This is a genomic window from Geodermatophilus sp. SMS 5-13 (genome assembly GCF_059428245.1).
In genome coordinates this window covers 5,236,959-5,260,131 of record NZ_CP165729.1, presented here as the reverse complement: position 1 = coordinate 5,260,131, position 23,173 = coordinate 5,236,959, and the positions used below count along the sequence as shown (strand labels likewise).

At 71.5% G+C, this 23,173-nt stretch carries 21 protein-coding genes; 12 read left to right on the top strand and 9 right to left on the bottom strand.

Annotation, left to right across the window (positions count from 1 at the left end):
- Positions 1-5: 5 nt before the first annotated feature.
- Both AB3388_RS25450 and AB3388_RS25445 read right to left on the bottom strand, forming a co-directional pair.
- Positions 6-1,517 carry a metallophosphoesterase family protein gene (locus tag AB3388_RS25450; protein ID WP_495408110.1) on the bottom strand — a complete coding sequence of 504 codons (1,512 nt, stop codon included), beginning with the start codon at positions 1,515-1,517 and terminating at the stop codon, positions 6-8.
- A gap of 10 nt (positions 1,518-1,527) precedes the next feature.
- Positions 1,528-2,004 (bottom strand): GtrA family protein, encoded by a 477-nt coding sequence (locus tag AB3388_RS25445; RefSeq protein WP_495408109.1) that lies wholly within the window; start codon positions 2,002-2,004, stop codon positions 1,528-1,530.
- Between the two features lie 172 nt (positions 2,005-2,176).
- Between AB3388_RS25445 and AB3388_RS25440 the strand changes: the two genes are divergently transcribed.
- Positions 2,177-3,058 (top strand): Rieske (2Fe-2S) protein, encoded by an 882-nt coding sequence (locus AB3388_RS25440; RefSeq protein WP_495408108.1) that lies wholly within the window; start codon positions 2,177-2,179, stop codon positions 3,056-3,058.
- Between the two features lie 28 nt (positions 3,059-3,086).
- Complete coding sequence (locus AB3388_RS25435; RefSeq protein ID WP_495408107.1) at positions 3,087-3,944, top strand: hypothetical protein; 858 nt, start codon at positions 3,087-3,089, stop codon at positions 3,942-3,944.
- Positions 3,945-4,132: 188 nt separating this feature from the next.
- Here the strand turns inward: AB3388_RS25435 and AB3388_RS25430 are convergent, their stop codons facing one another.
- Positions 4,133-4,438: a hypothetical protein gene (locus tag AB3388_RS25430; protein ID WP_495408106.1), complete on the bottom strand. Its 306-nt coding sequence runs from the start codon at positions 4,436-4,438 to the stop codon at positions 4,133-4,135.
- Between the two features lie 323 nt (positions 4,439-4,761).
- Here AB3388_RS25430 and AB3388_RS25425 point away from each other — a divergent pair, with 323 nt between their 5' ends.
- Positions 4,762-5,502: an ANTAR domain-containing protein gene (locus AB3388_RS25425; RefSeq protein WP_495408105.1), complete on the top strand. Its 741-nt coding sequence runs from the start codon at positions 4,762-4,764 to the stop codon at positions 5,500-5,502.
- Positions 5,503-5,759: 257 nt separating this feature from the next.
- Here the strand turns inward: AB3388_RS25425 and AB3388_RS25420 are convergent, their stop codons facing one another.
- The 4 genes from AB3388_RS25420 to AB3388_RS25405 all read right to left on the bottom strand — a co-directional run bounded on the left by AB3388_RS25420 (position 5,760) and on the right by AB3388_RS25405 (position 8,922).
- Positions 5,760-7,382, bottom strand: a complete 1,623-nt coding sequence (locus tag AB3388_RS25420; protein WP_495408104.1) for a DUF6119 family protein — start codon at positions 7,380-7,382, stop codon at positions 5,760-5,762.
- A gap of 111 nt (positions 7,383-7,493) precedes the next feature.
- The gene (locus AB3388_RS25415) at positions 7,494-7,904 is read right to left on the bottom strand and encodes a hypothetical protein (protein WP_495408103.1); all 411 of its coding nucleotides are present in this window, start codon (positions 7,902-7,904) and stop codon (positions 7,494-7,496) included.
- Positions 7,905-7,992: 88 nt separating this feature from the next.
- Positions 7,993-8,361: a hypothetical protein gene (locus AB3388_RS25410; protein ID WP_495408102.1), complete on the bottom strand. Its 369-nt coding sequence runs from the start codon at positions 8,359-8,361 to the stop codon at positions 7,993-7,995.
- Between the two features lie 195 nt (positions 8,362-8,556).
- The gene (locus AB3388_RS25405) at positions 8,557-8,922 is read right to left on the bottom strand and encodes a hypothetical protein (protein WP_457039402.1); all 366 of its coding nucleotides are present in this window, start codon (positions 8,920-8,922) and stop codon (positions 8,557-8,559) included.
- A gap of 634 nt (positions 8,923-9,556) precedes the next feature.
- Here AB3388_RS25405 and AB3388_RS25400 point away from each other — a divergent pair.
- Positions 9,557-10,216: a DUF6308 family protein gene (locus AB3388_RS25400; protein WP_495408100.1), complete on the top strand. Its 660-nt coding sequence runs from the start codon at positions 9,557-9,559 to the stop codon at positions 10,214-10,216.
- A 103-nt stretch (positions 10,217-10,319) separates the two neighbouring features.
- On the opposite strand, the gene AB3388_RS25395 is transcribed toward AB3388_RS25400, so the two are convergent.
- Positions 10,320-11,147: a PIN domain-containing protein gene (locus tag AB3388_RS25395; RefSeq protein WP_495408099.1), complete on the bottom strand. Its 828-nt coding sequence runs from the start codon at positions 11,145-11,147 to the stop codon at positions 10,320-10,322.
- Between the two features lie 267 nt (positions 11,148-11,414).
- Between AB3388_RS25395 and AB3388_RS25390 the strand changes: the two genes are divergently transcribed.
- The 6 genes from AB3388_RS25390 to AB3388_RS25365 all read left to right on the top strand — a co-directional run bounded on the left by AB3388_RS25390 (position 11,415) and on the right by AB3388_RS25365 (position 19,736).
- Positions 11,415-12,320 carry a tyrosine-type recombinase/integrase gene (locus AB3388_RS25390; RefSeq protein WP_495408098.1) on the top strand — a complete coding sequence of 302 codons (906 nt, stop codon included), beginning with the start codon at positions 11,415-11,417 and terminating at the stop codon, positions 12,318-12,320.
- Entirely contained in the window at positions 12,317-13,801 is a 1,485-nt protein-coding gene (locus tag AB3388_RS25385) for a hypothetical protein (RefSeq protein ID WP_495408097.1), read from the top strand. The genes AB3388_RS25390 and AB3388_RS25385 overlap by 4 nt, the downstream gene beginning before the upstream one ends.
- Before the next feature lie 3 nt (positions 13,802-13,804).
- Positions 13,805-14,782 (top strand): hypothetical protein, encoded by a 978-nt coding sequence (locus tag AB3388_RS25380; RefSeq protein WP_495408096.1) that lies wholly within the window; start codon positions 13,805-13,807, stop codon positions 14,780-14,782.
- A complete protein-coding gene (locus AB3388_RS25375) occupies positions 14,779-16,587 on the top strand; it encodes a sacsin N-terminal ATP-binding-like domain-containing protein (protein WP_495408095.1) in 1,809 nt (602 codons plus the stop codon). The genes AB3388_RS25380 and AB3388_RS25375 overlap by 4 nt, the downstream gene beginning before the upstream one ends.
- Positions 16,588-16,892: 305 nt before the next feature.
- Positions 16,893-18,479 carry a hypothetical protein gene (locus AB3388_RS25370; protein WP_495408094.1) on the top strand — a complete coding sequence of 529 codons (1,587 nt, stop codon included), beginning with the start codon at positions 16,893-16,895 and terminating at the stop codon, positions 18,477-18,479.
- 261 nt (positions 18,480-18,740) lie between these two features.
- Positions 18,741-19,736 carry a hypothetical protein gene (locus AB3388_RS25365; RefSeq protein WP_495408093.1) on the top strand — a complete coding sequence of 332 codons (996 nt, stop codon included), beginning with the start codon at positions 18,741-18,743 and terminating at the stop codon, positions 19,734-19,736.
- A gap of 337 nt (positions 19,737-20,073) precedes the next feature.
- Here AB3388_RS25365 and AB3388_RS25360 read toward each other — a convergent pair whose 3' ends face one another.
- Positions 20,074-20,331 carry a hypothetical protein gene (locus AB3388_RS25360; protein WP_495408092.1) on the bottom strand — a complete coding sequence of 86 codons (258 nt, stop codon included), beginning with the start codon at positions 20,329-20,331 and terminating at the stop codon, positions 20,074-20,076.
- A 196-nt stretch (positions 20,332-20,527) separates the two neighbouring features.
- On the opposite strand from AB3388_RS25360, the gene AB3388_RS25355 reads away from it, so the two are divergent.
- Both AB3388_RS25355 and AB3388_RS25350 read left to right on the top strand, forming a co-directional pair.
- Positions 20,528-21,568, top strand: coding sequence for a hypothetical protein (locus AB3388_RS25355; protein WP_495408091.1), 1,041 nt, complete (start codon positions 20,528-20,530; stop codon positions 21,566-21,568).
- Positions 21,569-21,813: 245 nt separating this feature from the next.
- A complete protein-coding gene (locus AB3388_RS25350; protein ID WP_495408090.1) occupies positions 21,814-22,932 on the top strand; it encodes a hypothetical protein in 1,119 nt (372 codons plus the stop codon).
- Positions 22,933-23,173: the final 241 nt, after the last annotated feature.

Here is a 23,173-nt window from a genome sequence, read left to right as displayed (position 1 = left end):
CAGGGTCAGCCGGTCGGGGAGGCCGGCGAGCTGCCGCCGTCCGTGCCGTCGCCGTCGGCCCCGCCCCCGCTCGTGCCGCCGGTGGCCGGCGCGTCGGCGAGCTCGACGACGGTCCGCTCGATCGTCACCTCGGTCTCGCCGAGGCCGCCGAGGGTGATCTCGTCGTACGCGACCAGGTCGCCGGTGTCCGGGTCGAGGTAGAGGACGGTGCAGGTCAGCGGCGTGGGCTCCTCGCCCTGCAGGCCGCGCAGCCCGGCGCCGCCGGTGGACCCCTCGACCATGAGCCGGGTGCCGCCGTCGAGCACGGACACGTCCCGCTCGTGCTTGTGGCCGGCGAGGACGAGCGGCACCTCGCCGTCGAGCGGCGCCGCCGTGGCCGGGTCGTGCACCATCGCGATCGCGGGCGGGTCGGGCAGCGTCGCGGCGAACTCGGCCAGGTCCTCGCCGCTCTGCTCGAGCGACTCGGTGTCCCCGTCCTGGGCGTCCTTGTCGGGCGTGAAGCGCGGGTCGGGGGCGCCGACGACCTCGATGCCGGCGACGGTGACCGCGGAGTCGTCGAGCACCGTGGTGTTCGGCTGGGCGGCGATCAGCGCCGCCGTCGTCGCGGAGTCGTGGTTGCCGCGGATGTAGACGTACGGGACGTCCCACGTGCCGACCGCGGTGATCAGGCTGTTCTCCGGCGCGCTGCCCCAGTCGGTGATGTCGCCGGTGTCCAGCACGCCGTCGACCTGGAACTGGTCGACCACCTCGCCGACGAGGTCGAAGCCGGCCGGGTTGAGGTGCAGGTCCGAGACGTGCAGCAGGGCCACGGTGTCATCCGTACGGCCGGGGGCCGGCAGCGCGGAGAGCGTGCCGTACAGCGTGCTCACGTTGGTGACCAGGTCCTCCAGCGACGCGCGGTAGGCGTCGAAGCGGGCCACGATGTCGCGCGCGCTGCCGATCAGGCTGGTGGCGTTGACCAGCAGCCCGGTGTAGGTCGGCGCGCTCAGGGCCTCCGGACGCCAGGTGAGTGCACCGAGCCCGGCGCTGCCGGCGAGCACCGCGGTGGCCAGCCCGAGGGCGATGAGCGGCTCACGGCGGCGGCGCAGGACGATCAGCGAGGTCAGTGCCGCCCCGGCCAGCCCCGCCCCGGCCGTCGTCCACGCCAGCCGGACGACGGCGGCGCGCAGGTCCTGGCTGACCCGGTCCACGACGGTGTCCAGGCGCGACGGGTCGGTGGCCAGGGCCCGGGCGCGGTCCTCGTCGACGCGGGTGAGCTGGATCTGCAGCTGCAGCGGCCCGTCGTAGACGTCGACGTCGAGGGCGCCGAGCGGCGGGATCTCGACCTGCGCGCCGCCGCCGGCGGGGCGGAAGGCCACCGTCGCGTCGAACGGCCCGATGGGCGCCTGCACGCGGCCGACCAGCAGGATCCCGAGGAGGGCCCCGGCGACGGCGACGGCGATCCGCAGTCCCCAGCGGCCGGCGATCCGGGCCGGGGCGACCCATCGCCGAGGCGCAGCCGGGGCGGGGTCGCTCATCCCGCCGAGGTTAGCTCCGGGCGAAAACCCAGCGCAGGGCGACGAAGCGGACCAGCCCGATCGCCCCGGTCACCGCGCCGACGAGGGCGATGCCGACGAGGGTGCTCGTCTCGTCGCTGACGGTGTCCAGCCAGGCCAGGGCCAGGGTGGTGGCGGCCATGCCGGCCAGCGCCAGGCCGCCGCCCTCCCACTGGGCGGCGAACCAGCTGACCCGCTCGCCGGCGCGGAAGGTCAGCCGGCGGTGCAGCTCGTTGGCCAGCACGGACGAGGCGATCGCGCCGACCAGGTTGGCCGGCTGGTCGCCGAGGCCCGCCAGGGCGACGAACAGCAGTGCGTACAGCGCGCTGGAGGCGCCGCCGACGAGCACGAACCGGGCGAACTGGCCGGCGGCGTCGTCCCGACCGAGGCGCTCGGTCAAGCTGAGCCGTTCCCGGACCGACGTCGGCACCTCGACCGCCAGCGGGCGGCGGATCAGGGCGCACGTCATGTCAGGTCTCCCGGTCGAGCGAACGTTGCTATCAGCAACTAGGTGTATCCATCGGACCCGGCCGACCATTCCCGGAGCCGATGTGGGAACTCTCACCCACACCTATGACGGTTCTGTGTGCCGCAACTCACCGGAGGGCATCGCCGCACGTCGGTGCGGGTAGTGGGCGGGCATGAGCGTGATGGGAATCCTCGATCGGATCGCCGACGTGCCGACCTTCGACAAGGCGATCGAGCCCACCCGCCGGGCCGTGCTGTCGGTGCTGAAGCCCCAGGCGCTGAAGGACTTCCTGCACGGCACGTGGCTCGGTCATCCGCTGCACCCGGTCCTCGTGCAGGTCCCCGTGGGGAGCTGGCTCTCGGCCGGCGTCCTCGATGCCGTGCCCGCGCTGCGGCCCGCCGCCACCGCGATGATCGGCACCGGGGTCGTCGCCGCGGTGCCCGCCGCGCTGTCCGGCGCCGCTGACTGGTCGGAGCAGGAGACGGGCGTCCGCCGCCTGGGGGCGTTGCACGCGCTGCTGAACAGCACGGCGCTCGGGCTGTACGTCGGGTCGCTCGCGGCCCGCGCCCGCGGCCGCGGCGGCTGGGGTCGGGCGCTGTCCTACGCCGGGCTGGGACTGGCCACCGTCTCGGCGTCGATCGGGGGCCACATGTCCTACGCGCAGTCATCGGGTGCCTCCCACGCGGCGACGGCGGCGCGGGCGCTGGGCTCGGACTGGATGGACCTCGGCCCGCTCGACGACTTCCCGGAGGGCCGGCCCACGCTGCGGACGGGTCAGGGCGCGGGCGTCGCGGTGCCGCTGGCCGCGGTGCGGCGCGGTGCCCGGGTCGACGTCTTCATCGGCGCCTGCTCGCACCTGTCCGGGCCGCTCTACGAGGGGGAGGTCCAGGAGATCCGGGGCGCGGAGTGCCTCGTCTGCCCGTGGCACGGCTCGGCGTTCGACCTCGACGACGGCGAGCCGCGGCGCGGTCCGGCCGCCAACCCGCAGGAGAAGCTCGAGGTGCGCATGCAGGCGGGCCGGGTGATGGCGCGGCTGTCCGCTCGGCACCAGTGAGCCCTGCCGCGGCCTACGCTGCCGCGGCATGAGGCGGACGGCGATCGCGCTGCTCGTGGCGCTGACCGCCGCCTGCGGCGCGTCGTCGGGCAGCGCCGCGGGGCCGTCGTCCTCGGCCGGCCGGACGACGGCGACCCTCTCGGCGGGACCGTCCGTGCCGCCGGTCGCCGGCATCGAGGCCGAGGCGGTGCGGCTGCGCACCGACGAGGCGATCGGCGGGCAGGTGCAGGTGCGCGTGACGAACACCGGCGACGCGCCGTTCACCGTCGCCTCGGTGGCGATCGCCTCCCCGGGGTTCACCGCGCTGCCGGCGAAGGCCGAGACCGCGACCTATGCGCCCCGGCAGGTCATCGACCTGCCCACGCCGTTCGGCGACCCGGTGTGCGACGTCGCCGCCGAGCCGGCCGCGGCGCTGCTGACCGTCGTCCGGCCGGACGGGGCGGGCGAGGAGCTCCGCGTCCCCCTCTCCGCGGAGGTCCTGACGCGGATCCACGACGAGGAGTGCGCCGTCCGCCGGGTGCTCGAGGTGGTGGACATCGCCGTCGACGGCTGGCGGGACGAGCCGGACGGCGTCACCGCGACGCTCGCGCTGACCCGCCGCGGCGGAGCGGAGCCGGTCACCGTCAGCCGGCTGGCGCGCAGCGTCCTCGTGGAGCCGTCGGTCGACCTGCCGCTGACGCTGGCGGACGGCGCGGCCGGCGCGTCGGCGGAGCTCTTCTTCGCTCCTGTCAGCTGCGATCCGCACGTGCTCGCGGAGACCAAGCAGCCGTACCTGTTCGTCATGGGGGTCTCCGTCGGCGACGAGGACGAGGTCCCGGTCGACCTGCCGCTGGACGGTGCGGACGAGGACGCGCTCGCCGCGATGGTCGACCGGGTCTGCGGCTGAACCGACCCTGAACCGACCCGGGAAACCAGGCCGGCCCGGCCTCCCGGGGGGAACGGGAGCCGGGCCGGGGTCTCGTGACCGAGCGGTGCTCGAGCGCCGATGACGCTACGTAACCGGTGAGCCCCGCGGGCATCCCCTGAACGGGTGGAATCTTCCGAACCGGTGACGCGCCGTGGCCGCCGACCGGGCTATCCCGCGTCCCACCGTTCCTGCGCGGCCGGCGAGCCGACGCCGAGCCGGGCGCCCTCGATCGCCCGGTGCGGCGCCAGGCTCGGCAAGCCGAGTTCCCACAGCCGCTCGTCGAGGGCCTGGGCGAGGACGTTGTGCTCCGGAGCCGGCCAGAGGGTGGCGCCACGGAGGTAGGCGGCGAGTTCGTCGTGGGGCCGGTCGCCCGAGAGGTCGGCGTAGCGCCACCACAGATCTGCCGGCGGAATGCCGCCCAGTCGCCAGGCGATCACGGTCAGCGGGCAGATGAGAGCGAAGGAGGGGTCCACCGGATCCTCGGGGGCGAGGGGAGGCCGCGGCTCCGTCCTGGGCCGGATCGGCCCACCACTATCCCCGCCGTCCGGACCAGCGACCACTCCCGCCTGCCGCACATTTCGGGCGGCGCGCACGCCTCGTGACGCGCGTAGCGTGGGCCCCGACAAGTCGGTTCCGTGGACGGCGAACTGGCGCCGTCCCCCGACCGGTTTCCGGCGGGCCGCAGCAGCTCGGTCGCCGTCCCGTCCCGGCTGCTCCCTCGCGGGTCGTCGATGACGTCACCCCCCCGGACTGTCGCGAGGTTCGTCCCGCAGTCCGTCATGGAGCGGAGTGCCCCGTGAGCACGCCCGACAGCGGGGGCGTCGACGAGTCGTCACGCGATCCCCGAGCCGCCTTCGCGGAGCTGAGCAGGATCGTGCTCGGCCAGCAACAGCTGTCCGAGACCCTGGCGCGGGTGGCCGAGCTGGCCAAGCAGACCATCCCGGGCGCGGCCGAGGTGTCGGTCACGCTCATGCAGGACGGCAAGGTCGGCAGCATCGCCTTCACCGGGCCGATCGCCTCGTCCCTCGACGAGCGGCAGTACGAGGCCGGGTTCGGGCCCTGCATGGATGCGGCCGTCTCCGGTAAGACCGTCTTCATCGACGACACCGCCGACAGCCCCGTCTATCCGGACTTCGCGCGGAACGCCCACAAGCGCGGCATCACGCACACGATGTCGGTGGGGCTGCCCGTCCAGCGCCAGACGGTCGGGGCGCTCAACATCTACGGCATCGGCGACACCGCCTTCGACGAGGCGACCCAGGAGCTGGCGACCGGGTTCGCCTCGTACGCGGCGGTGGCCGTGGCCAACGCCGGCCTCTACGCGAGCACCGCCAACCTGGCCGCCAATCTGCAGCGCGCGCTGGAGTCCCGGGCGGTCATCGACCAGGCCAAGGGCATCCTGATGGGCCGGCACGGGATCTCCGCCGACGCGGCCTTCGACCTGCTCGCCCAGCAGTCCCAGCGGACGCAGCGCAAGCTGCGCGAGGTCGCCAAGGACCTCGTCGAGGCGGTGCAGAGCAACGGGTCCGAGGCGTAGCGGCCGGTGCGCCGCGCGATGAACCCCGACAGAATGCCCGGCGGTAGCCTCACACCGGGCCGCGGGGCCGCCGGACTCGTGCGGTGTCTGGATTGCGCCGCACCCGCCGGGGCCTCTGGGGGCTCCGTGCTTTAGATGTGACCTGCGCTTTCGTGGCGTGGCCGACCGGCCCAACCGTCGGTTCTTAGGACGCCGGGCCCCTTTCGATGGAATGCGTGTCCGCTTCCCCTGGAATGACCGGGGAGGTGCGAGATCCGCTACGCGGCCCGTTGGATCGGCTCGATGAACACGTCCACGCGTTGCCGTTGAAGGATGTCGACGAGTCGGACCATCGTGACCTGGGTGAAGGTGAAGAGGTTGTCGCTCGTGAGGGGCTTCCCCTTCCGCGCCAGGCCGAGGACCACGCTCGAGATGCGGGCGGGCACGTCGGCGGCCGACCCGCTCTTCCGCTCGATCCGTTCCACGAACTGCGCGCGGGCCTCCTCGTCGTTGAGGAGGGCGTCGGTCGACACCAGTGCCTGAGCCAGCAGATGGCTGGCCGGGGACGACCGGTCGACGTCCTTGACGTGGAGCAGGATCCCGTCGGGCAGGAGTACGTCGCAGGCCTCGATGCCGCGCCGGTGCATCGGCGTTCGGATCAGGTCCCTGTCCATCAGGACGCCGCCGAGATCCTCGGCCACGTGCTTGTTGTAGTCGGCCTCGTCCATGTCCTCCGGCCAGGGCGGGAGCTGCACCGGGGATGGTCGGTCGAAGATCCGTTTCGCATGGGTCTGCAGCTTGTCCGCGTACTGGTCGTCCATCTGGAACCAGCGCCCGTCGTGGAAGACGTACCGCCGAGGCCCGTCATGGGTCTCGAAGGCGAGCCAGCGGTCCCCGGGGATGTCCTGGCTCATGGCCTCCGTGGCGTCGGCGTCTCGGTACAGCATCACCTTCAGCCGGCGGAGGCGGTCCAGCTTCGTGGCAGCGGGCTCGTCCCCGAGGACGTCGCGGAAGGTGGCGACGGTCGGGACCCCGTCGCCGAAATGCCCCTTGATCCCCTTGATCTTGTACGCGTCGGGCATGCCGTTGTCGTTGATGCGCTCGTGCGGCCAGGCGGTGGTCAGCTGGGCGTCCGAGGTCGGGTCGGCCAGGACGGCGTTCAGCTTCGCCTCGAGGCCCTGGATCAGCTCCTCCGGGTGCTTGATCGCGACGAGCTGCTCGAGTGCCTCCAGCCCCGGGCTCGCCGGCTGCTCCAGGAGCGTGTCGAGCACGTTCAGGTCGGCGAGCAGCTGCTCGGGCTTGCGCCCGAGCGGGATGTTCAGGGCGTCCGCGCCGCGGATCGTGATGGGTTTCTCGCCGCAGGTCAGGTCCGGGATGGCAGCCCGACCGACCAGCCGCGAGACCAGTTCGCCGACGTCGCCGACGCCGAAGCCACGCAGGTGATCGCCGCCCGGACTCGTCAGGCGGTCGGTCCGTCCGCGGTGATCGAGGGTCGTGCGGGTGATGGAGTTCAGCGCGGCCTCGTCGGCCGTCCGGAGGGCGATGCGCTGGCCGAAGGCCCCGTCGATCTTGTCGTGGTCGAGGAGCTGGAACCCCATCCCGTAGGTGAGCGCCCAGGCACCAGCATCGCCGCGCCGGATCAGGAGGACTGCCGCCGCGGTCCGGTTGGCCAGGTCCAGCTCTGCGCCCGTGAGTCCCCGCAGGGTGGTGACCCAGGGCACGGGCCCGGCCTTCGTGATGGTGCCGCTGAACAGCAGCGCCTCGCGCCCGCCGACCTGGGTGGGGAGGCCCTCGAAGTCGTCCTGCTCCCGGTACTTCTTCCGGACGCCGTCCTCGAGGGTCTCGAGCAGCTCGAACCGGTAGAGCGTGGTCCGGGCGGCCGGAGACTGCGGGCGGGGCACGTACTACAGTCTGTGCTTGAGAGAGTGCGCTCTGCAACCGGTGATGTGGATGACACGACCTGCCGCATGGAGCTGCATGGCCTTCGGGTCACGGTCCGGTCCTCGAGGTGGTCACGTCGCACCCTCCGCTGCTGCGGAGGTGTGGCCCGCTCTTGCGTGCGGAGCGGGCCACACCTCGGTCAGGCCGCCGCGGAGGAGCCCGCCGGCGGGTTGAGCGCGCAGAGGCGGCAGTCCGCCGGACGGGGGGTCGTCGACGGTGTGGAGCCGTGCGGCGTCGGTCGCCGCCCAGCCCTCGTGCTCCTCGGCCCAGGTGTCGGGGAAGATGTCGCGCAGGCGTGCTTCGGCGGCGTCCACCGCCAGCCACAGCAGTTCGGCGCCGACCTGTCCGTGAGCCGCGTGCTCGGCCGCCGCGGCGGACAGGTGATCGCGGCGACGCAGCAGCTGCATGCGCAGGACGCGGCGGGCCGGGCCGTCGACGTACATCCAGGCGTCGGGGTTGCGGGCGTGGTGGGTTGCGGTCATGGCTCCCTGCTTCGGGTGGGCGGGCGCTGCAGGCCCAGGTGATGCAGCCCGGCCGGCTTCCGTGCCGGTGTCGGGCGATGGCGGTGGGTCAGGCGGCGTACAGGTGGGGGCTGCGCAGCTGCAGGGACAGCGCGATCTGCGCCCGGCTCGCGGCGCTCGCGAGGCGGGCCGCCAGCGTTCCCAGCTCCTGCGCACATTCCAGCCGCTGGTCGGTGCCGGCGCAGTCCGGGCAGGGGAGCAGCAGCTCCAGCCGGGCGAGCAGCAGCTCGGCCGCGGTGCGGGTGGCCGCGAGGCGCTCGCTGCGGTGGTGAGGGCTGAAGGCGATCGGCAGCGAGGCGATGTCGATGTCGAGCAGCGCCGCCGCGCGGCGCATGACGGCCGCGTCGCGCAGTTCGCACAGCACATCCGGGTGCAGCGGCCGGTGCGGGCGGGCGGTGAGGGAGTCGGGGTGGGGCATCGGGGCACCTCCGGGACAGGCGGCACGAGGCCGCGGCGAGTGGGTCGCATCGCCAGAGGTGCAGGCACCGCGGTGGGTGGCATTCGCTGGGCACACCCGATCGGGTGTCTGTGGACAGCGGCCGGCGCGGGTCACGAGCAGGCCGCGGTTCGGCAGCGGGAGTGAGCCCGGGCGCGGACGCCCGGGCTCACTCGGTCACGCCGCGCCGGGCGGCTGGTGGTTCTGCCTGCCGGGCGCGGACCCGGCGCGGCACACGCTGCAGCCGGTCGCCGACCTCGTCGGCTCGTGCAGCAGCGACTCCTCGTCGGCGCACCACTGCGGGAACTGCTCGTAGTAGGTGCGCGGCCAGCCGCCGTGGATGGTCTCCTCGACGGCCCACAGCAGGCGGGTGATCTCCTGCTGTTCGGGCAGATCATGCGACCGCTGCTCGGCCGCGAGGACGGCGAGCCGTGCGCGGACGTCCAGCAGCCGCTGCAGGTGCACGCGACGGCGGGGATGCCGCTCGTTCAGCTGCACGACGGTGCCGTCTCCGGCGCCGAGCAGATCGTCGATCGTGGTCATGCCGGTTCTCCGGGAACCTCGGCGCTCGTCCCGGCGGTGATGCCGGGGGGTAGCGCGAAGCTCCCGCCGATGTCGGTTGGGGAGCTCGCCGTCACTGCTTGCGGCGCTCGAGAGGGGGACAAGCCCGGTGCGCTGCGCCCGGTCGCGGCTGATCACCTCCTCGGTGCCACCGGCGCGCGGCGTCCGCGCGCAGTCGCCGGCACGTCGTAGCGGTTGGCTGGGTGGCCCGGCGCCTGATCCCTCCCTTCTGTGGCCGGTCCGTCCCCGTCGCGTCCGGTGGCGGCTGATCACCTCCTTCTCTGCCCCCGGAACGCGGCGTGCGTCCGCGTCGACGTGCGGGCCGCGGTCGCCCTTCTTCGCTGTGGAGTTGTCCGCGGCCCACCGCGATGGGGGTGAGGCCACGAGGTGCCCGCCCGGCTGGGCGGTCCGGACGTGACGCCGGCGGTCACCAGCACGAGGGCCGGTGCAGCCACTGGTTCCTCCGGGAGCGGGCTCTGCAATCACCCGGCTGTCAGCGATCTGTTGCGCGGCCGGTTCGGCATCGGGGACGCAGCGTGCAGCGGCGAGGCGCCAGTCGGAGGGAGCCGACGACGGCTAGCGTGCTGCGGCTATCCGATGTCGAGAGTGAGGGTGCGTGCCGTCATTCGCTTCGCTGCAGGCCTGCGCGGAACAGCACCTGGCGGACTACACCGACCCGCACGGCAAGCGGGCGTTCGCCACCTACGACCGCCTGGGTGACCCGAGCACGCTGACGCCGCTGGACTGCTTGGCGCCGGCGCTGCTGAGCGTCCGCATCAACTATGAGCAGGTCGTGCCTCTGTACCGGCCGACCGGCCCAGGTGCCGAGTTGCTGATGGCGCTGCAGGCCGTTCTCGATCATCCCGACAGCGTCACCACGGACTTCCTCACCGTCGACCTGACTGCACCGGACACCGCCTGGGCTGCGGTGCAAAGCGCCCTGGCGGTGGCGCGCACGCACGGCTGGGTGAAGCGGCTCAAGGAGGTCGCGATCACGAAGATCCTGCACCGCAAGCGGCCCGCTCTCGTCCCGATCTTCGACAGCAGGGTGTACGCGTTCTACTTCGGGGTGCGGCCGGTCAACGGCCCAGCCCCCGCCCGTGCTCTGTGGCCGGTGCTGCAAGCCGACTGGGCTGCCAACCGGGAGTGGCTCGAGCGGCTTGTTGCGCCGGTGTCCGGGGCGCCGGTGCGCACCCCCGACGGCAGGCGCATCTCGCTGCTCCGCGCGGCCGACATCGTGATCTGGGAGCACCAGACCGGCTGTACGTCCACGTAGCACCGAGACCGGCAAGGTCGCTTTGGGCCGGTCCCCCCGGTGGCCCCTGTGACGGAAAGCCCCCGGAGGGCGCGGCCTTCCGTGGGCGTCACTCGGGGCCGTGTCAGCTGTCGTCCCGATGGGTGAGGTGCGCAACCCGGAGGCCGCCGGAGACGCCGCGCATGGCGCAGCCCGTGTCGTAGGTCATCAGGATGACGGGCCGTTCCACGAAGTCCTGCAGTCGAGTCGCGACGCTCACGAGCTCGTCGTCGGCTCGGGGAAGGCGGTCATGACCGGGCGATTCGATGAGCAGCTCAAGCTCGACACGTCCGCCATCTGTGCTGCGTTCCCGAAGCAGCGTGGAAGCCCGATCCTGACTGAAGTAGCCGTACACCATCTTCAGGCTTTGCCGTGCACGGGACTTGGTCCTGCTGTTCCGCTTGGCGTCGTCGAGTTCATCAACAACAAGAAGTGGAAGAACCACTCGCAGGTCGTCCATCGGAGCGGCATGTCCTCGGGCCAGTTCATGCCAGTCGGTGTTGTCGAGCGGGTGCGGGTGCTCGAGTAGCACGTTGGTGTCGGGAACGACGAGTGCGGACGACTGGGCATCCTCGAACCGCCGTGTGAACTGCTCCAGGGAGGTCAGGACGCGCTGCAGTTCTTCCCGCCGGGCCATCATCTCCTCCCCGACAAGGCGGGCTCCCTGCATCGTGCCGGTCGGCATCGTCAAGGCGGCCCAGTAGGTTGCTGTACGGACGAGGCGGTCGACATCGTCGCCGCCGAGCCACGGACGCAGGGCCGTGACCGACTCCGTCGCCCAGTGGACGTACGCGGTGATCGGGTCGTCCGGCGCAGTCGGGACGTTCTGCGCCTTGTTGTGAACGTCGCGTAGCGCGGCGATGAGGCCACGGCCGGGTGCGCCGGCACGAGGCCATACGAGCGGGATGATCACCGCCGCATTGTGTAGGCAGCCACCGACAGCAGCTCCTGCTTCCCCATCCGCCGCACTGCCCGCACTGGCCTGAAAACCGCGTCGGTCCGGCACGTAGTGCCCTCGACCGGGCACGCGGAGATGCAGACGGAATGCGGGATTGACCGTGCGGTGAATGCAGGACCGCCGTCAGCCGGCACGGTCCCGCCGGGTTCGGAGACGTCCGTGCTCCGCCCGAAGGGCCTGTAGATGCCTCGCCGAGTCACGCGGCTCACCCCTCGTCATCCGGTGCCACCGGCACCGCTTCCCATCGACGTCGCACTGGACCTGGTCCTCGCCTCCTGGCGCTCCGACGGCCTGCACGGCGAGCAGACTGTGGCGCGCGTCGGGGAGGCCGTGTCCCGGTTCGCCGCCCGGCTGTCCGCCACCGGGGTCGCGACGTTCGCGGCGGTGACGCCGACCGACGCGGCCGGCTTCGTCCATGCCCGCACCCGCGGCGGCGAGGAGCCGGAGCTGGCCACGCGGCATGCGCGGCGCACGGCGGTGCGGATGCTGTACCGGACGCTGCGCGTGCTGGGGCAGCCGGTCGGTGACCCGACGCTGGATCTGCGGCTGCCGCCCCGGGGGCTGCTGGCGGCCCGGCCGCTGACCGACGACGAGGTCATGCTGTGCCGGGCCACCGCACAGCTCGGCGGGGAGTCGGTGGCCCGGCTGCGGGCGGTGGTGTGGGCCCTGGGCGAGACCGGCGCGGTCACCAGCGAGATCACCACGCTCACCGTGGCAGACCTCGACGAGCCGACCGAGCCGTCCACCGTGCGGCTGCCGGGCACGCGCCGGCACGATCCGCGCACCGGCGAGCTCAGCCCCTGGGCTCGCCGCCTCCTCACCCGCCACGTCACCGACCTGATCGACCGCGGTGCCACCGCGCGGACGCGGCTGGCCTACGCCGGGGCCGCGCCGCCTGGCGGGGCGAAGGCGCAGGCCGCGGCCTGCAACGCCATCCGCACGGTGCTCGACCTGGCCGGCCTCCGCGCCGAAACGGACGTCCGCCCGGCCAGCCTGCGCAACTGGGCCGGCCGCCGGCTGTACGACACCGGGGCCCCGCTGGAACAGGTAGCCCGGGCGCTGGGACACCGGTCGCTGGACGCCTGCGCCGAGGACATCGCCCTGGCCTGGCGGGAGGGTGTCCGATGAGCCGGCTGCGGGCGGTGCCCGCGCCGCGGCGGCTGTCGACCGCCGAGCAGATCGAGGCGGTGTTCTCCGCGCCGGCGCTCTACGAGCTGGCCCAGCTGATCCCCCGGCCGCCGGTGGGACGGCCGCCGGCCAACCCGGCCTACGTGGTCCTGGCCTACGGCGTGCTCGCCCGGCTGTACCGCTCCGGGATCCGGGTGCAGACCGAGCTGGCCCACCCGGCAACCTGGCGGCTGGTGCAGGAAACCGTGGTGCGCATGGCGCCGCAGCTGCCCGACGAGCTGGTCCCGCGCCTGCCCGGGGAACGGCCGGCGACCTTCGAGGCGTTCCGCAACGCCCGGGACCGCTACCTCACCGACCCCGACATCCGCACCGAGCTGCAGGCCCGGTTCATCGACGCCGCGGTGCGCCAGGCCCGCTCCTTCGGGCTGCTGCGGCCCGATGGGCCCGGCTCGCTGTGCCACCCGGACCGGTCGCGCACCATCTACGGCGACGGCACCGTGGTCCGCCCGATGTACCGGCCGCCGGCGGCGCGCCGGGAGACCGACCCCGAGACCGGCGAGACCCGGGTGGTCTACCTGGACCCCGCGGGCGAGCCCATCGAGGCGCCGGGCCGCCGCTTCGACCCGGACGTCGCCGAGTACCACGGCCACGCCGGGCCGGTGTTCGGGCAGAACTTCGTCGCCCTCTACGCCCGCGGCGACGGCCCGCAGCAGCGGGTCGTGCTCGCCATCGACCGCGTCCCCCGCCCCGGGCTGGAGGCCGATACCGCCGTCGAGCTGATCAAGCAGGTGCACGCCGCGGCAGGGAGCGGCATCCAGGCCGTCGCCTACGACGGAGCCTTCGTCGGCCCCCAGGTCGATGAGGTGATGACCCGCACGGGGCTGATCGTGGTGAACAAGGTGCCCGCCGCGCCCCGCAGCGCCGCGGACAAGGCCCGCGCCGGGGAGGGCAAGGTGCCGCGCTGGTATCCCCTCGGGGTGTGGGAGCACGACACCACGGGCGGCTCCTGCGGGCACACCGTGGCCGCGGTCAACGGCGCGGTCAGCGAGGTCGGCCTCGACGAGTCCGGCGCACCGGTGGTGCTCGGCCGGCTCGACCGCCTGCAGGTCAAGCGGTCCCGGCGGTCCACCGGCCGCTACCACTTCAACGTCGCCTACCGGGTGCCGTGCCCGGCAGGGGAGTTCACCGCCTGGATCACCCCGCACGGCGAGCCCGGCGACCCCGACCACCGCCGGGCCGGGCACGTTCGCGTCATCGCCGAGGGCGAGCCGGACTTCGCCCGGCTCTACGGGCTGCGCAATGACGCCGAGAGCTGGAACTCGATGCTCAAGCGCAGCCTGCTGGTCGACCGTGCCGCCTCACTCGGCGGCGCCCGGCAGCTGGTCGACGTGCTGTGCTTCGCGCTGCTGCACAACGCCATGACGGCCTACCAGGCTGCGCTGGCCGCCGACCCTCGGCCGGCGCTCACACGGATTGCATAGGCGATGAGCAGGCTGCTCAGTGCTCAGCTCAACCGCCTACGCCATCTGCCGAAGTTGGATTCGTACCAGGTTCGTTCTCAGAGGATGCGGATGCCAACGAAGGAAGTCCTGTCCATCTCGGTCGACATCGACGAGGTCGCACTGTCCTTGCTGGGGTGGGAGGCGGTAGGTCTCCAGGCCCGCTTCGTCCGTGAACGGATCGGACAGTCGCACTACTCCAACATGGTGACGGTGGCCGGCGAACTACGTTTCCATCCGGACGACTGGCGTGACCGATACAACGCCACCAACCTCTCTGAGAGCGACTACCTGCCGAAGCTCGTCTGGCAACTGCGCTCTGCGCAGCGCGGTCCGCTGATGAGCTACCAGACCGTGACGACCGGGATGAAGGCGAAGGAGCTGCGTGCTCCCAAGATGATCTCCGAGAGCATGGATCGGTGGTACTCGACCTTCGCCTACGCGCCCGGGGACCTGTCCGTGCACATCAGTGCGGTGGACTGGGAGGAGATCGACGGGTGGCATTCCAGGCCATCGGCAGCCTGGCGGGACGTTTCGATCGAGTTCCTGGACCAGACCACCAGGAAGTCGGTGAGAACCGAAGTGCGTGAACTGACGGCGCGGGTTCGGGATGAGGACAAGCTCGAGGCCACAATGCAAGCTCAGTTCACCCTGGGCAGCGCAGAGGAGCTGCTGGTCGACGCCATCGACTCCGATGACTACTTCGGGGATGCGGATGCCCCGATGGCCGAGCAGGAGGACTTCGTCGTCCAGGCACCCGATGTCTCGGTGAGCATCTACGACGAGACCGGCTTCCTGATCGAGAACCGCACACTGTCGAACTACCGCTGGGTGACGGTCGCCGAGGGTGGCAAGGTGCCGCGACGGCTGCCCACCCTGGTCGTGGGCACTTCTACGGACCTGGAGGACCTCGCTGGCACTCCGGCACGGGTTGTTGTCCGGATGACGGACCCCGTCGGATGACGGCATTGGTACAGGCGGCATTGACCCTGCGCGCGCAGCTGCTTCAGGAACATCAGCAGGCGCCTGGGCTCTTCGGTGAGATGGCTCGTCTGGAGACGTTGCTGGCCGAGACCTACCGCGCGCGCGTTCTGTACGAGCTTTTGCAAAACTCCGATGACGCCGGTGCCTCGGCCGTGACAGTGGATCTGCGGAAGCCGGGCATCGTGGTCTGGCGCAACAACGGTCGTCCGTTCGAGGCGGCCGACGTCGAGGCGCTATGCCGCAGCGCCAGTTCTACGAAGCAACGCGACGGCGGCAGCATCGGGTACCGGGGTATCGGGTTCAAGGCCGTGGCAGCGGTGGCCTCCCGTGTCACCGTCACATCCAACGGGATGGCCCTCATCTTCGACCGGGAGCTGGCTGCCGATGCACTCGGAGTCCGCGACAACCGAGCCGTGCCGCTGCTGCGAGTCCCAGCCTCCGTGCAGGCCGCGGCCGTGCAGGACGGCGCCGACTTCACCATCACGCTGCAAGACGTCGCTGAGGCCGCACAACTGGCGCTGGATCCGTTGGGACTGCCCTTTCTCCGGCATGTCCGTGAGGTCACGATCCTCCGGCCCGCGGGGGTGCAGCGCTGGGAGAGACAGGACGACGGCGCAGCCGTCCGGCTTGTCGTGGACGGCGCCGAGGCTCAGTTCCACCGCCTCGCCGACGGCGACACGGTCGTTCTGGTGCCGGCCAACGCACTTGCAGAGCGCCTTACCGGTGTGCGTGGGCGCTTGGCCTGCTTCCTCCCCCTCGAGGACGAACTGGGCATCCCCGTCGTCGCGTCGGGGGACCTCCTCACCGATCCATCACGCACACACGCCGTGCTGTCTGACTCCAGCACCCGCGAGGTGCTACGGCGGGTGGGTCGCCTCATCGCCGGTGCACTCCGGGACGGCCACGGCGTGCGAGACAGACTCTGGGAACTTCTCCTGCACGGCGAAGATCTGCGGACTGTGGCCATCGGCGGGGATGGATCCGTAGCCGGTGCCGTTCTCGCCGCCGTCAAGGCCGAGCTGGCCGCAGCTCCGCTGCCCTTCGCATTCAGCGAGGTTCCCCTGGCCACCGAGGACCTCGCCGTCGTCTTTCCCGGTGGTGCCCCGTCAGCGATCTACACGGAGCAGCTCGCCTCCGAGGCGCGGGCGCTGCGCACCGTCTTCGGCGCCAAGACACTTCGCACCGAGGACCTGCTTGAACGGGTAGACGACGCCCGGCTGACCGAGGAGACCCGACGCCACCTGGCCACCCGGGTCATGGCCACCGCCCGCGCGCAAGGGCGGTCCCTGACACCTCGAGAACAGGCACTCGTAGGCAAGCAGCAACCGCCCGCCCCAGCGGTGAAACCAGTTGAGACTGTCCGGCCAGCGGGCCAACAGGCTATGCAACGAGCCACCTCGTTCGCAGGCGCCATCCAGCGTTGGCGTGCCGCCGAGACCGCCGTCCTGGACTTCCTGAATGCCCAGGGCTGGCAACTCACGGACGTCAGCCGCCAGAACGTCGGCTACGACCTCAACGGCACCATGTCCGACGGCATGCCCGTCCATGTTGAGGTCAAGAAAGTCGACAGTCGCGACAGCCGCTTCGCCCTCACGAACAACGAGATGGCGTTGATGGTCGGGGCCTCCGCGCGCTACCTGTTGGCCATCGTGATCGGTGACGGAGCAACCGCACAGCTCGCACTGCTGGATCCGCTCAAGGACAACATCCCCCGGGAACGCGTGTGTCGACGCTGGGACTGGGAGTACACGGACTGGAGCCGTTTCGCGCAGCTCGTTGGATAGCTCGCAGGGGAAGCGCGATGCAGCTGAACTGGGTTCCCGACGGCATACCCATGTCGGAATCTGGACAGGCAGACGGTGGGTCGACGTACTTTGCTTCGCGCTGCTGCGCCTCGCCTACAAGGCCGCGCTGACCGCCCGCGGCCGGCGCTGAAGCAGGCGGCCTGAGCGCCCGTACCTCCCCCGAACGCTCCACGCTTGTGGGGCGTTCGGGGGAGGTACGAATCGGGTCTGCGGGCGACGCGAACGGCCCGGCCGCTCGGCGAGCGTGAACAGGTCATCGAACCTGCACGCACCGGGAGAAGGCCGTGCCCCGCTCCATCCGCACCAAGCACCTGTCCGGGCACATCGCCCGGCCCGATGACTTCACCAACCACATGGCCGGCGTCTTCGCCTGGCCGGGCATCGTGGAGTTCGACGACATCCTCGACGAGGTGTACCCGATGCGCGCCTCGCGCAAGTGGCCCAACCGCCAGCTGTGGGCGATGAAGGTCTGCGCGCGCCTGGCCCGCGGCACGGTCAACGCCGCGCGCGCCGCGGACCGCGCAGGCTGGGAGGCGGCCCGCCAGGCGCACTTCGACACCTTCGGCGAGTGGCTTCCGGTGGAGGTGCCGTCCGCGCAGGTGACCGACGAGCTCTACCGCAGGGTCGCCGCCGATGCCGACGCGCTGAAGGAGATGCAGGCCCGGACTATGGAGGTCGCCGTCGCGCAGGCCAAGCTGTACGGCTGGTTCGACCCGACCAAGCCCTGGGACTACACCGACCCCGACGAGTCCCTCACCGTCATCGGTGACGGCACCATCATCGACGAGTACAGCCGCATCCGCGCCGACCCGGCCGGCCAGGTCGGCCGGTGGGGCTACCAGCACACGCGGGCCAGCGCGCCGCACCGCGTGCGCTACCAGCAGATGCGCCGCAACCCGACGAAGGTCCCCGACCACAAGGGCAAGGACGGGATCAACTTCATCAGCTTCTACACGTGGACGCCGTTCGGCACCGTCGGATTCGGCTCGGTCGCCGAGCTCGGTGCCGAAATCGACGGCGCTCAGCCCTTCATCGACGCCCTGGTCGCCGAGATCGGCGAGGGGTTCCGGTTCCTTGACTACGACCGCGTGGTCACCGGCTGGCGCCGGCACCGGCTGATGGCCCTCCACGGCGTCAGCGCCGTCAACCGGGAGAACGCCGCCAGCAGCGTCGACCACGAACGGGCCCGGGACTACCTGGAATGGCAGGCACGGCAGATCGCCGCCACGGCCGGCCTGACCGTCGAGAAGGCCACGCTGGAGGCGCTGATGCGCACCACCGCGCGCACGCTCATCGAGCAGGACGCGCCGCTGCCGCTGGGCATCAACCTCTACGCCACCACGGCTGGCTACGACGCCGTCAACGGCAAGCGCTACCCGTACGGCACCGTCACTGCAGACGCTGCGGACCACGCGTGCGAGCCGGAGCTGTGGGCCGATGACGGCGCCCTGTGGGTGGTCGAGAACGGCATCAAGACCGCCCGCTGCACCCCGCGGCGCAGCACCGCGGAGCGACTGGCCGACGGCAGCATCGCTCAGCACACCGACTGGCACGTCCCATGCCCGCACGGCGGCCTCGACCACCACAGCGTTTGGTACCCGCAGCGCACCCAGCGCGACTCCCGGCGTCGCGACCGCCACCAGCGGGCCCTGGACAACGTCCGGGTGCCCTCGCGCCGCGACCCCGGCTTCAAGGCCGCCAACCAGCGCAACCTGTCGGAGAGCGTCAACCAGACCGCGCAGACCACCACCCAGCACCACGGTCGCGCCTCCACCCCCGACGGCATGGTGCAGACCCTCGACATGCTCTGCGTCCATCACATGATCGACGCCGAGACCCACCAGCGCGCCGTCCGCGCCGGCGCGTACTGACACCACCCGCAGGCCATCCCCAACAGCCGCCGCCCCATCCGGGACGGCGGCCGTTGGCATTGGCGGTCGCCTGCCTGCCACGGTGTGAAATCCGGTCGGAGTGTCGCGTCGTCCAGCGAGCGACACGGCGACGGGCGTCCACGAAGTGACACGTCGTCCGGTTAGCGACACACCCCCCGGAGCGGCGCACCGGGCTATGCACGAAGCTGAGCCGGTAGTCCGACGAGGCGAAGACGCCGCCGAAGGAATGAGGGGTCAGACGTGGAGGTCCGTGGGGAGCGGCAGGCTGCGCCGGTAGCCGACGAGGTCAGCGCGCTGGTCGCCGTGACCCGCCCGATCATCGCCGGCGTGTTCCAGTCGATCGGGTCGGAGTACCTGGACGCGTACGACAACGACCGGAGCACTGTCCCGCTGAAGATGCTCGGGAAGTTGCGGGCCGAGGGGGACGGAGACTGCGGCGTCGCGTTCGAGTACGCCGTTCACGATGCCGTGCACCACGGGGAGGCGGCCGTCACCGAACGCGTGGTGGACGCCCTGCAGAAGTGCCGTATCTCCGGTGACCCGGCTTCGATCCTCTTCGCCATCGAGAAGCAGGGGGCGAAGCAGCTCATCTCGACGGAGTTCGATCTGGTCACCGACCAGTCCCGCGTGCTGTCCGGCAAGCAGGGGCAGCCGGTGAAGCTGAAGCGGCACCTGAACACCCTGGCCGCCGCGTTCCGTCGGCCGACGACGCGGCCGAACCTGCCGCAGAGCATCCGCGGCCTGTGGAAGGCCGACCTGTTCCTGGGCTCACCGAGTCCCGATCATTGGGTCGGCACCACGGTGAAGATCAACCCCAACCACCTCGAGGCGGCGCCGGGCCTCCGGATCGCCGTCGTTCCCACCCGCTCCGGCAAGTCGGATGCCGTCCGAATCGACGAGCAGAAGAACCTCGTGGTGTGCCCCGTCCCGCACGATGGCAGCTTCATGCAGGTCTTCTATGAGGGCTGGCGCATCGTGCAGGCGCTGTGCGAGACGAACTTCCGGGAGCCGAAGGAGATCGACATTCCCGACCCTGCGCACCGTGAGGTCGCGCGGATCTACGCAGAGCGGCGCAAGTACCCCGTTCTGGATGTCCTGGAAGCCACGAAGAAGTTCGGTCAGCCCCATCTCCTGGAGACCACGACCGGCACGGTCAGCAGCACGCCGTTCCAGAGCGACCTCCAGCCGGGGACGGCCACGATCATCAGCCCGTACCCGCTGCGTCAGTCGGGCTGACCAGCGACCGGTTCACCTGCGGGCGCAAGGTGGCCGGGTTCCTCTTCGGGCGCCTGCCGGACCCGATCGCCCCGCTGACCAGAGCAAGGGTGACCGCCATGTGCTCGGCGCCGTCTCATTTCGGGGTTTCCGGCTGCCCCTTCGGGACGCGCACCCGCGCCGGGACGGTCAGTCCTCGACCTCGCCGCCGGGGGCCGCGGCACGTGGCCCGGCCGGGCACCGGGGTCAGCTTGGCACGCAACTCGTGCAGTTCCGCGGCGTTGTCCACAGGCCGAAGACGATCAAGGCTGCAGGTCGACCGCGAACCGGCGCGGCCGGGGTGCAGCGGCTCGGGCCGTCACTCCTTTGTCCCCTGCCCTCCGCGCAGTGCTGATACGAACGCGGTCAGGCGGTCAAGGACGGCCATCATCTGATCGTGCCTCTCGGGAGGCGCCCACAACGAAGCGACGGCGACCGCGAGGTACAGGACGAGCAGCAGACCGAGGGCAGAGAGCACGACCAGACCAACCACTCCCGCGGCGGTTCCGACCGTGGTGAGTGCTGCACCCACCGTGCCGAGCGCCCCGGCGGCGGTGCCCACGTCGGCGAGCTTCATGACCATCACCCGCCTTTCCGTCCGATGCCCGTCAGCTCCGTTCCCAGCGTGCCGCCTCCGGGGCAGGTCACTGGTACCGTGTGAGCACGGGCATTCCTGTCCGGCGCTGCGATGAGTCTCCGAACCCTCAACGCGGAGCACGGACAGGAATGGAGGCTCAGGAAGAGGGGTCGGAAAAGGGGCCGAGTTGCCGAAGATGACCGTCGAGGAACGGCATTGGACCCGGATCGAGCGCCTGAAGAAGCTCGATGACCGGCGGCTCCGGACGAACGTCTGCAGCGCCCTCATGGACGAGTGGAAGAGCGGCGGACTGAAGCCGAGCCGCGTGCTCGTGCGCCGCTCCTTCGCTCAGCTGAAGAAGCCCCTCCCGGACGGCGCCTTCAGCGATCGCAGGCGCCCGCCACCGGGACGACGCCCGGCGGCATCACGGCTCATCTCTCCCAGGGGCTCGGCTCTGGAGACCTACCTGACGATCCTGTTCATCGCGCAGACCACGACGCGGCCCGGTCGCGCCCCCGCGAACAACCGACCGGTGCTGATCCGGACGAGTGACCCGACCGGCTTGCGGCCCTGGTCGGACGTGCTCGCAGTGCCGGCCGAACGACGACCCGGTGTGCGGCGGACGCTCACGTCCACGGAGGACAACCGGGTGCGCCAGATCGCAGCGACTCTCAACCGGCTCGCCTCTGACGACGTCCGGCTCCTGGACCTCCCCAACGCGCACCGGAGACGCGAGAAGTACCAGGGGTTCATTCCACTCGACGAGGCTGGAGACCTCTCCCAGCCGAGCAAGGTGATGTATCGCGTCCCGCGGTTGCATGAACAGGTCTTCAGCTTGCCGGTCACGTTCTTCACGAACGGCTGGCACATGGTGCTGTCCGACTCCGAGCTGGTGCTTCTCCTCGCCGTTCTCGCACACGGAGCAACGGTGTTCCCGCCGGCCGGCATCCGCCCGTGGCGGGCGGACGAGTACGTGGTTCTGGACGGCGAGACGCGCATCCGCTGGTACGGAATCTCGCCGGACACCTACAGCGCGCACCGCTACCTCGACCACTACGGCCTGCTGGAGGTGAAGGCCGACGAGAACCGGCGGCCGGACGGCACCGTCGAGGGCCAATCCGAAGGTGAGCGCCCGCTGCCTCATCGACTCCGCGTACGCGAGGAGGGCTTCGAGAAGGACTCGCTGCCCATCGTCAAGGCGAGCCTGACGGGCCTCGGCGTCAAGAAGCCCACGTAGCGCGCCGCATCGACCGAAAGGTCGCTCGGCTGCAACTCGCCGGGCCGTGTCGCTACTCGAACACGGGGTGGCGTTTCCCTGACGGCTGGTGTCGCTCATGGGACGGCGTCGTTCCCGGACTGTGTCGCATGTCGGAGACGCCGAGAACCTGCGACGACACTCTCGCCGGACTTCACCCGCGGTGATTGCCGACGCCTCCGCTCCGCGGACGGTCCGCCTCCGTTCCCTCTCGGACGGAGACCGACATGCCTGCCGCTACGCGCCACATCCCCAACACCGACAACCTCGCCCTGGGCGACGCCGCGCTGCTCACGCTCGCCACCTGGCGGAACGAGCAGCTGCTGCCCATCGGTGGCGAGCACCTGCCCGCGGCGCTGCAGCAGCTCGCCGAGGCCCTCACCCGATACGGCTACGCCACCCTTCGCGACGTACGCGCCAACCTCACTGCCGCCCTGCAGCAGCTCACCGGGCTACCGCTGACCCCGTACAAGCCGACCACAAAGGACACCCGCTCGCTGCGGGAGGCTCAGTGCCCCCTGACCGTCACGGACTGCCACCCGGGCAGCGAGGACATGCACCGGCTGCACCGCCAGCGCAACCTGCTCGCCGCGCTCCTCGCCAGCCCGGAGCTGACCGCAGGAGGCGACCTCGACGCCATCCTGGCGACCATGCCGGTCCTGGCCGCGCGCCGCACCATGCACACCTTCCGGCCTTTCACCGCCGACGAGATGCTGCTCTGCCGCCTGGTCGCTACCGCCGCGGCCCGCCGTCCCCGGTCGCTGCAGGGTGCGGCCACCTTCGCCCTCGCCGACGGCGGTGCCACCCCCGGCGAGACCACCGGCGTCCGCGTCTGCGACCTCAACCGGCCCCAGGCGCCCAGCCGCTTCGCCCTGCCCGGCTCGACGCGCACGATCCCGCTGCCCTACGACCCCGCCCACGCCACCGACCAGCTCCCGCAGCGACAGCTGCGCGCCGCGCGCACCGGCCGGCTCGACGACTGGGGCAGCCGGATCATCACCCGGCAGCTCACCGCCCTCGCGCGAGCCGCCGGGGGAGAGCTCGACCCCGCCACCCGGATCAGCTACGGCGGCGGCCACCAGCCCGGCGGCCAGCAGGCCACCATGAGCGCCCAGCGGGTCATCGACGGCATCCTCGTCAAGGCCGGGCTCTACCACCTGGCCGACATCACCGCCAAGAGCGTCAGCCTCTACACCGCGCAGGTCGCGGCGGACCGTGGCGACCGCCAGGCCGCCCTCGCCCTGACCGGCGAGACCGAGCACCGCACCCGGCGGCTGCTGACCACCGACCTGCCCAGGCCCACCAGTCCCCGGCCGGCCACGCCGCGGTTCCGCCGGGCCGCCTGACCGACTGCGCACCGGCGCTCCCCACGCACCGTCCACCAGCAGTTCCTTGACAACTCCACAGAGCACCCAGTGGCCGGCCCGACCGGACACGCAGACGCGCCCGACCAATCAGCCGAAGAAGGAGGTGAACCGCCAGAGGCGGGGTCCGGCGCGGCGGCCTCAAGAGCCGCTGCGTGGCAACCGGCCGCCCAGCGGTTAGCGTTCCCACCGATAGTAGCGATTCCGCAACCTGCGGTACGGG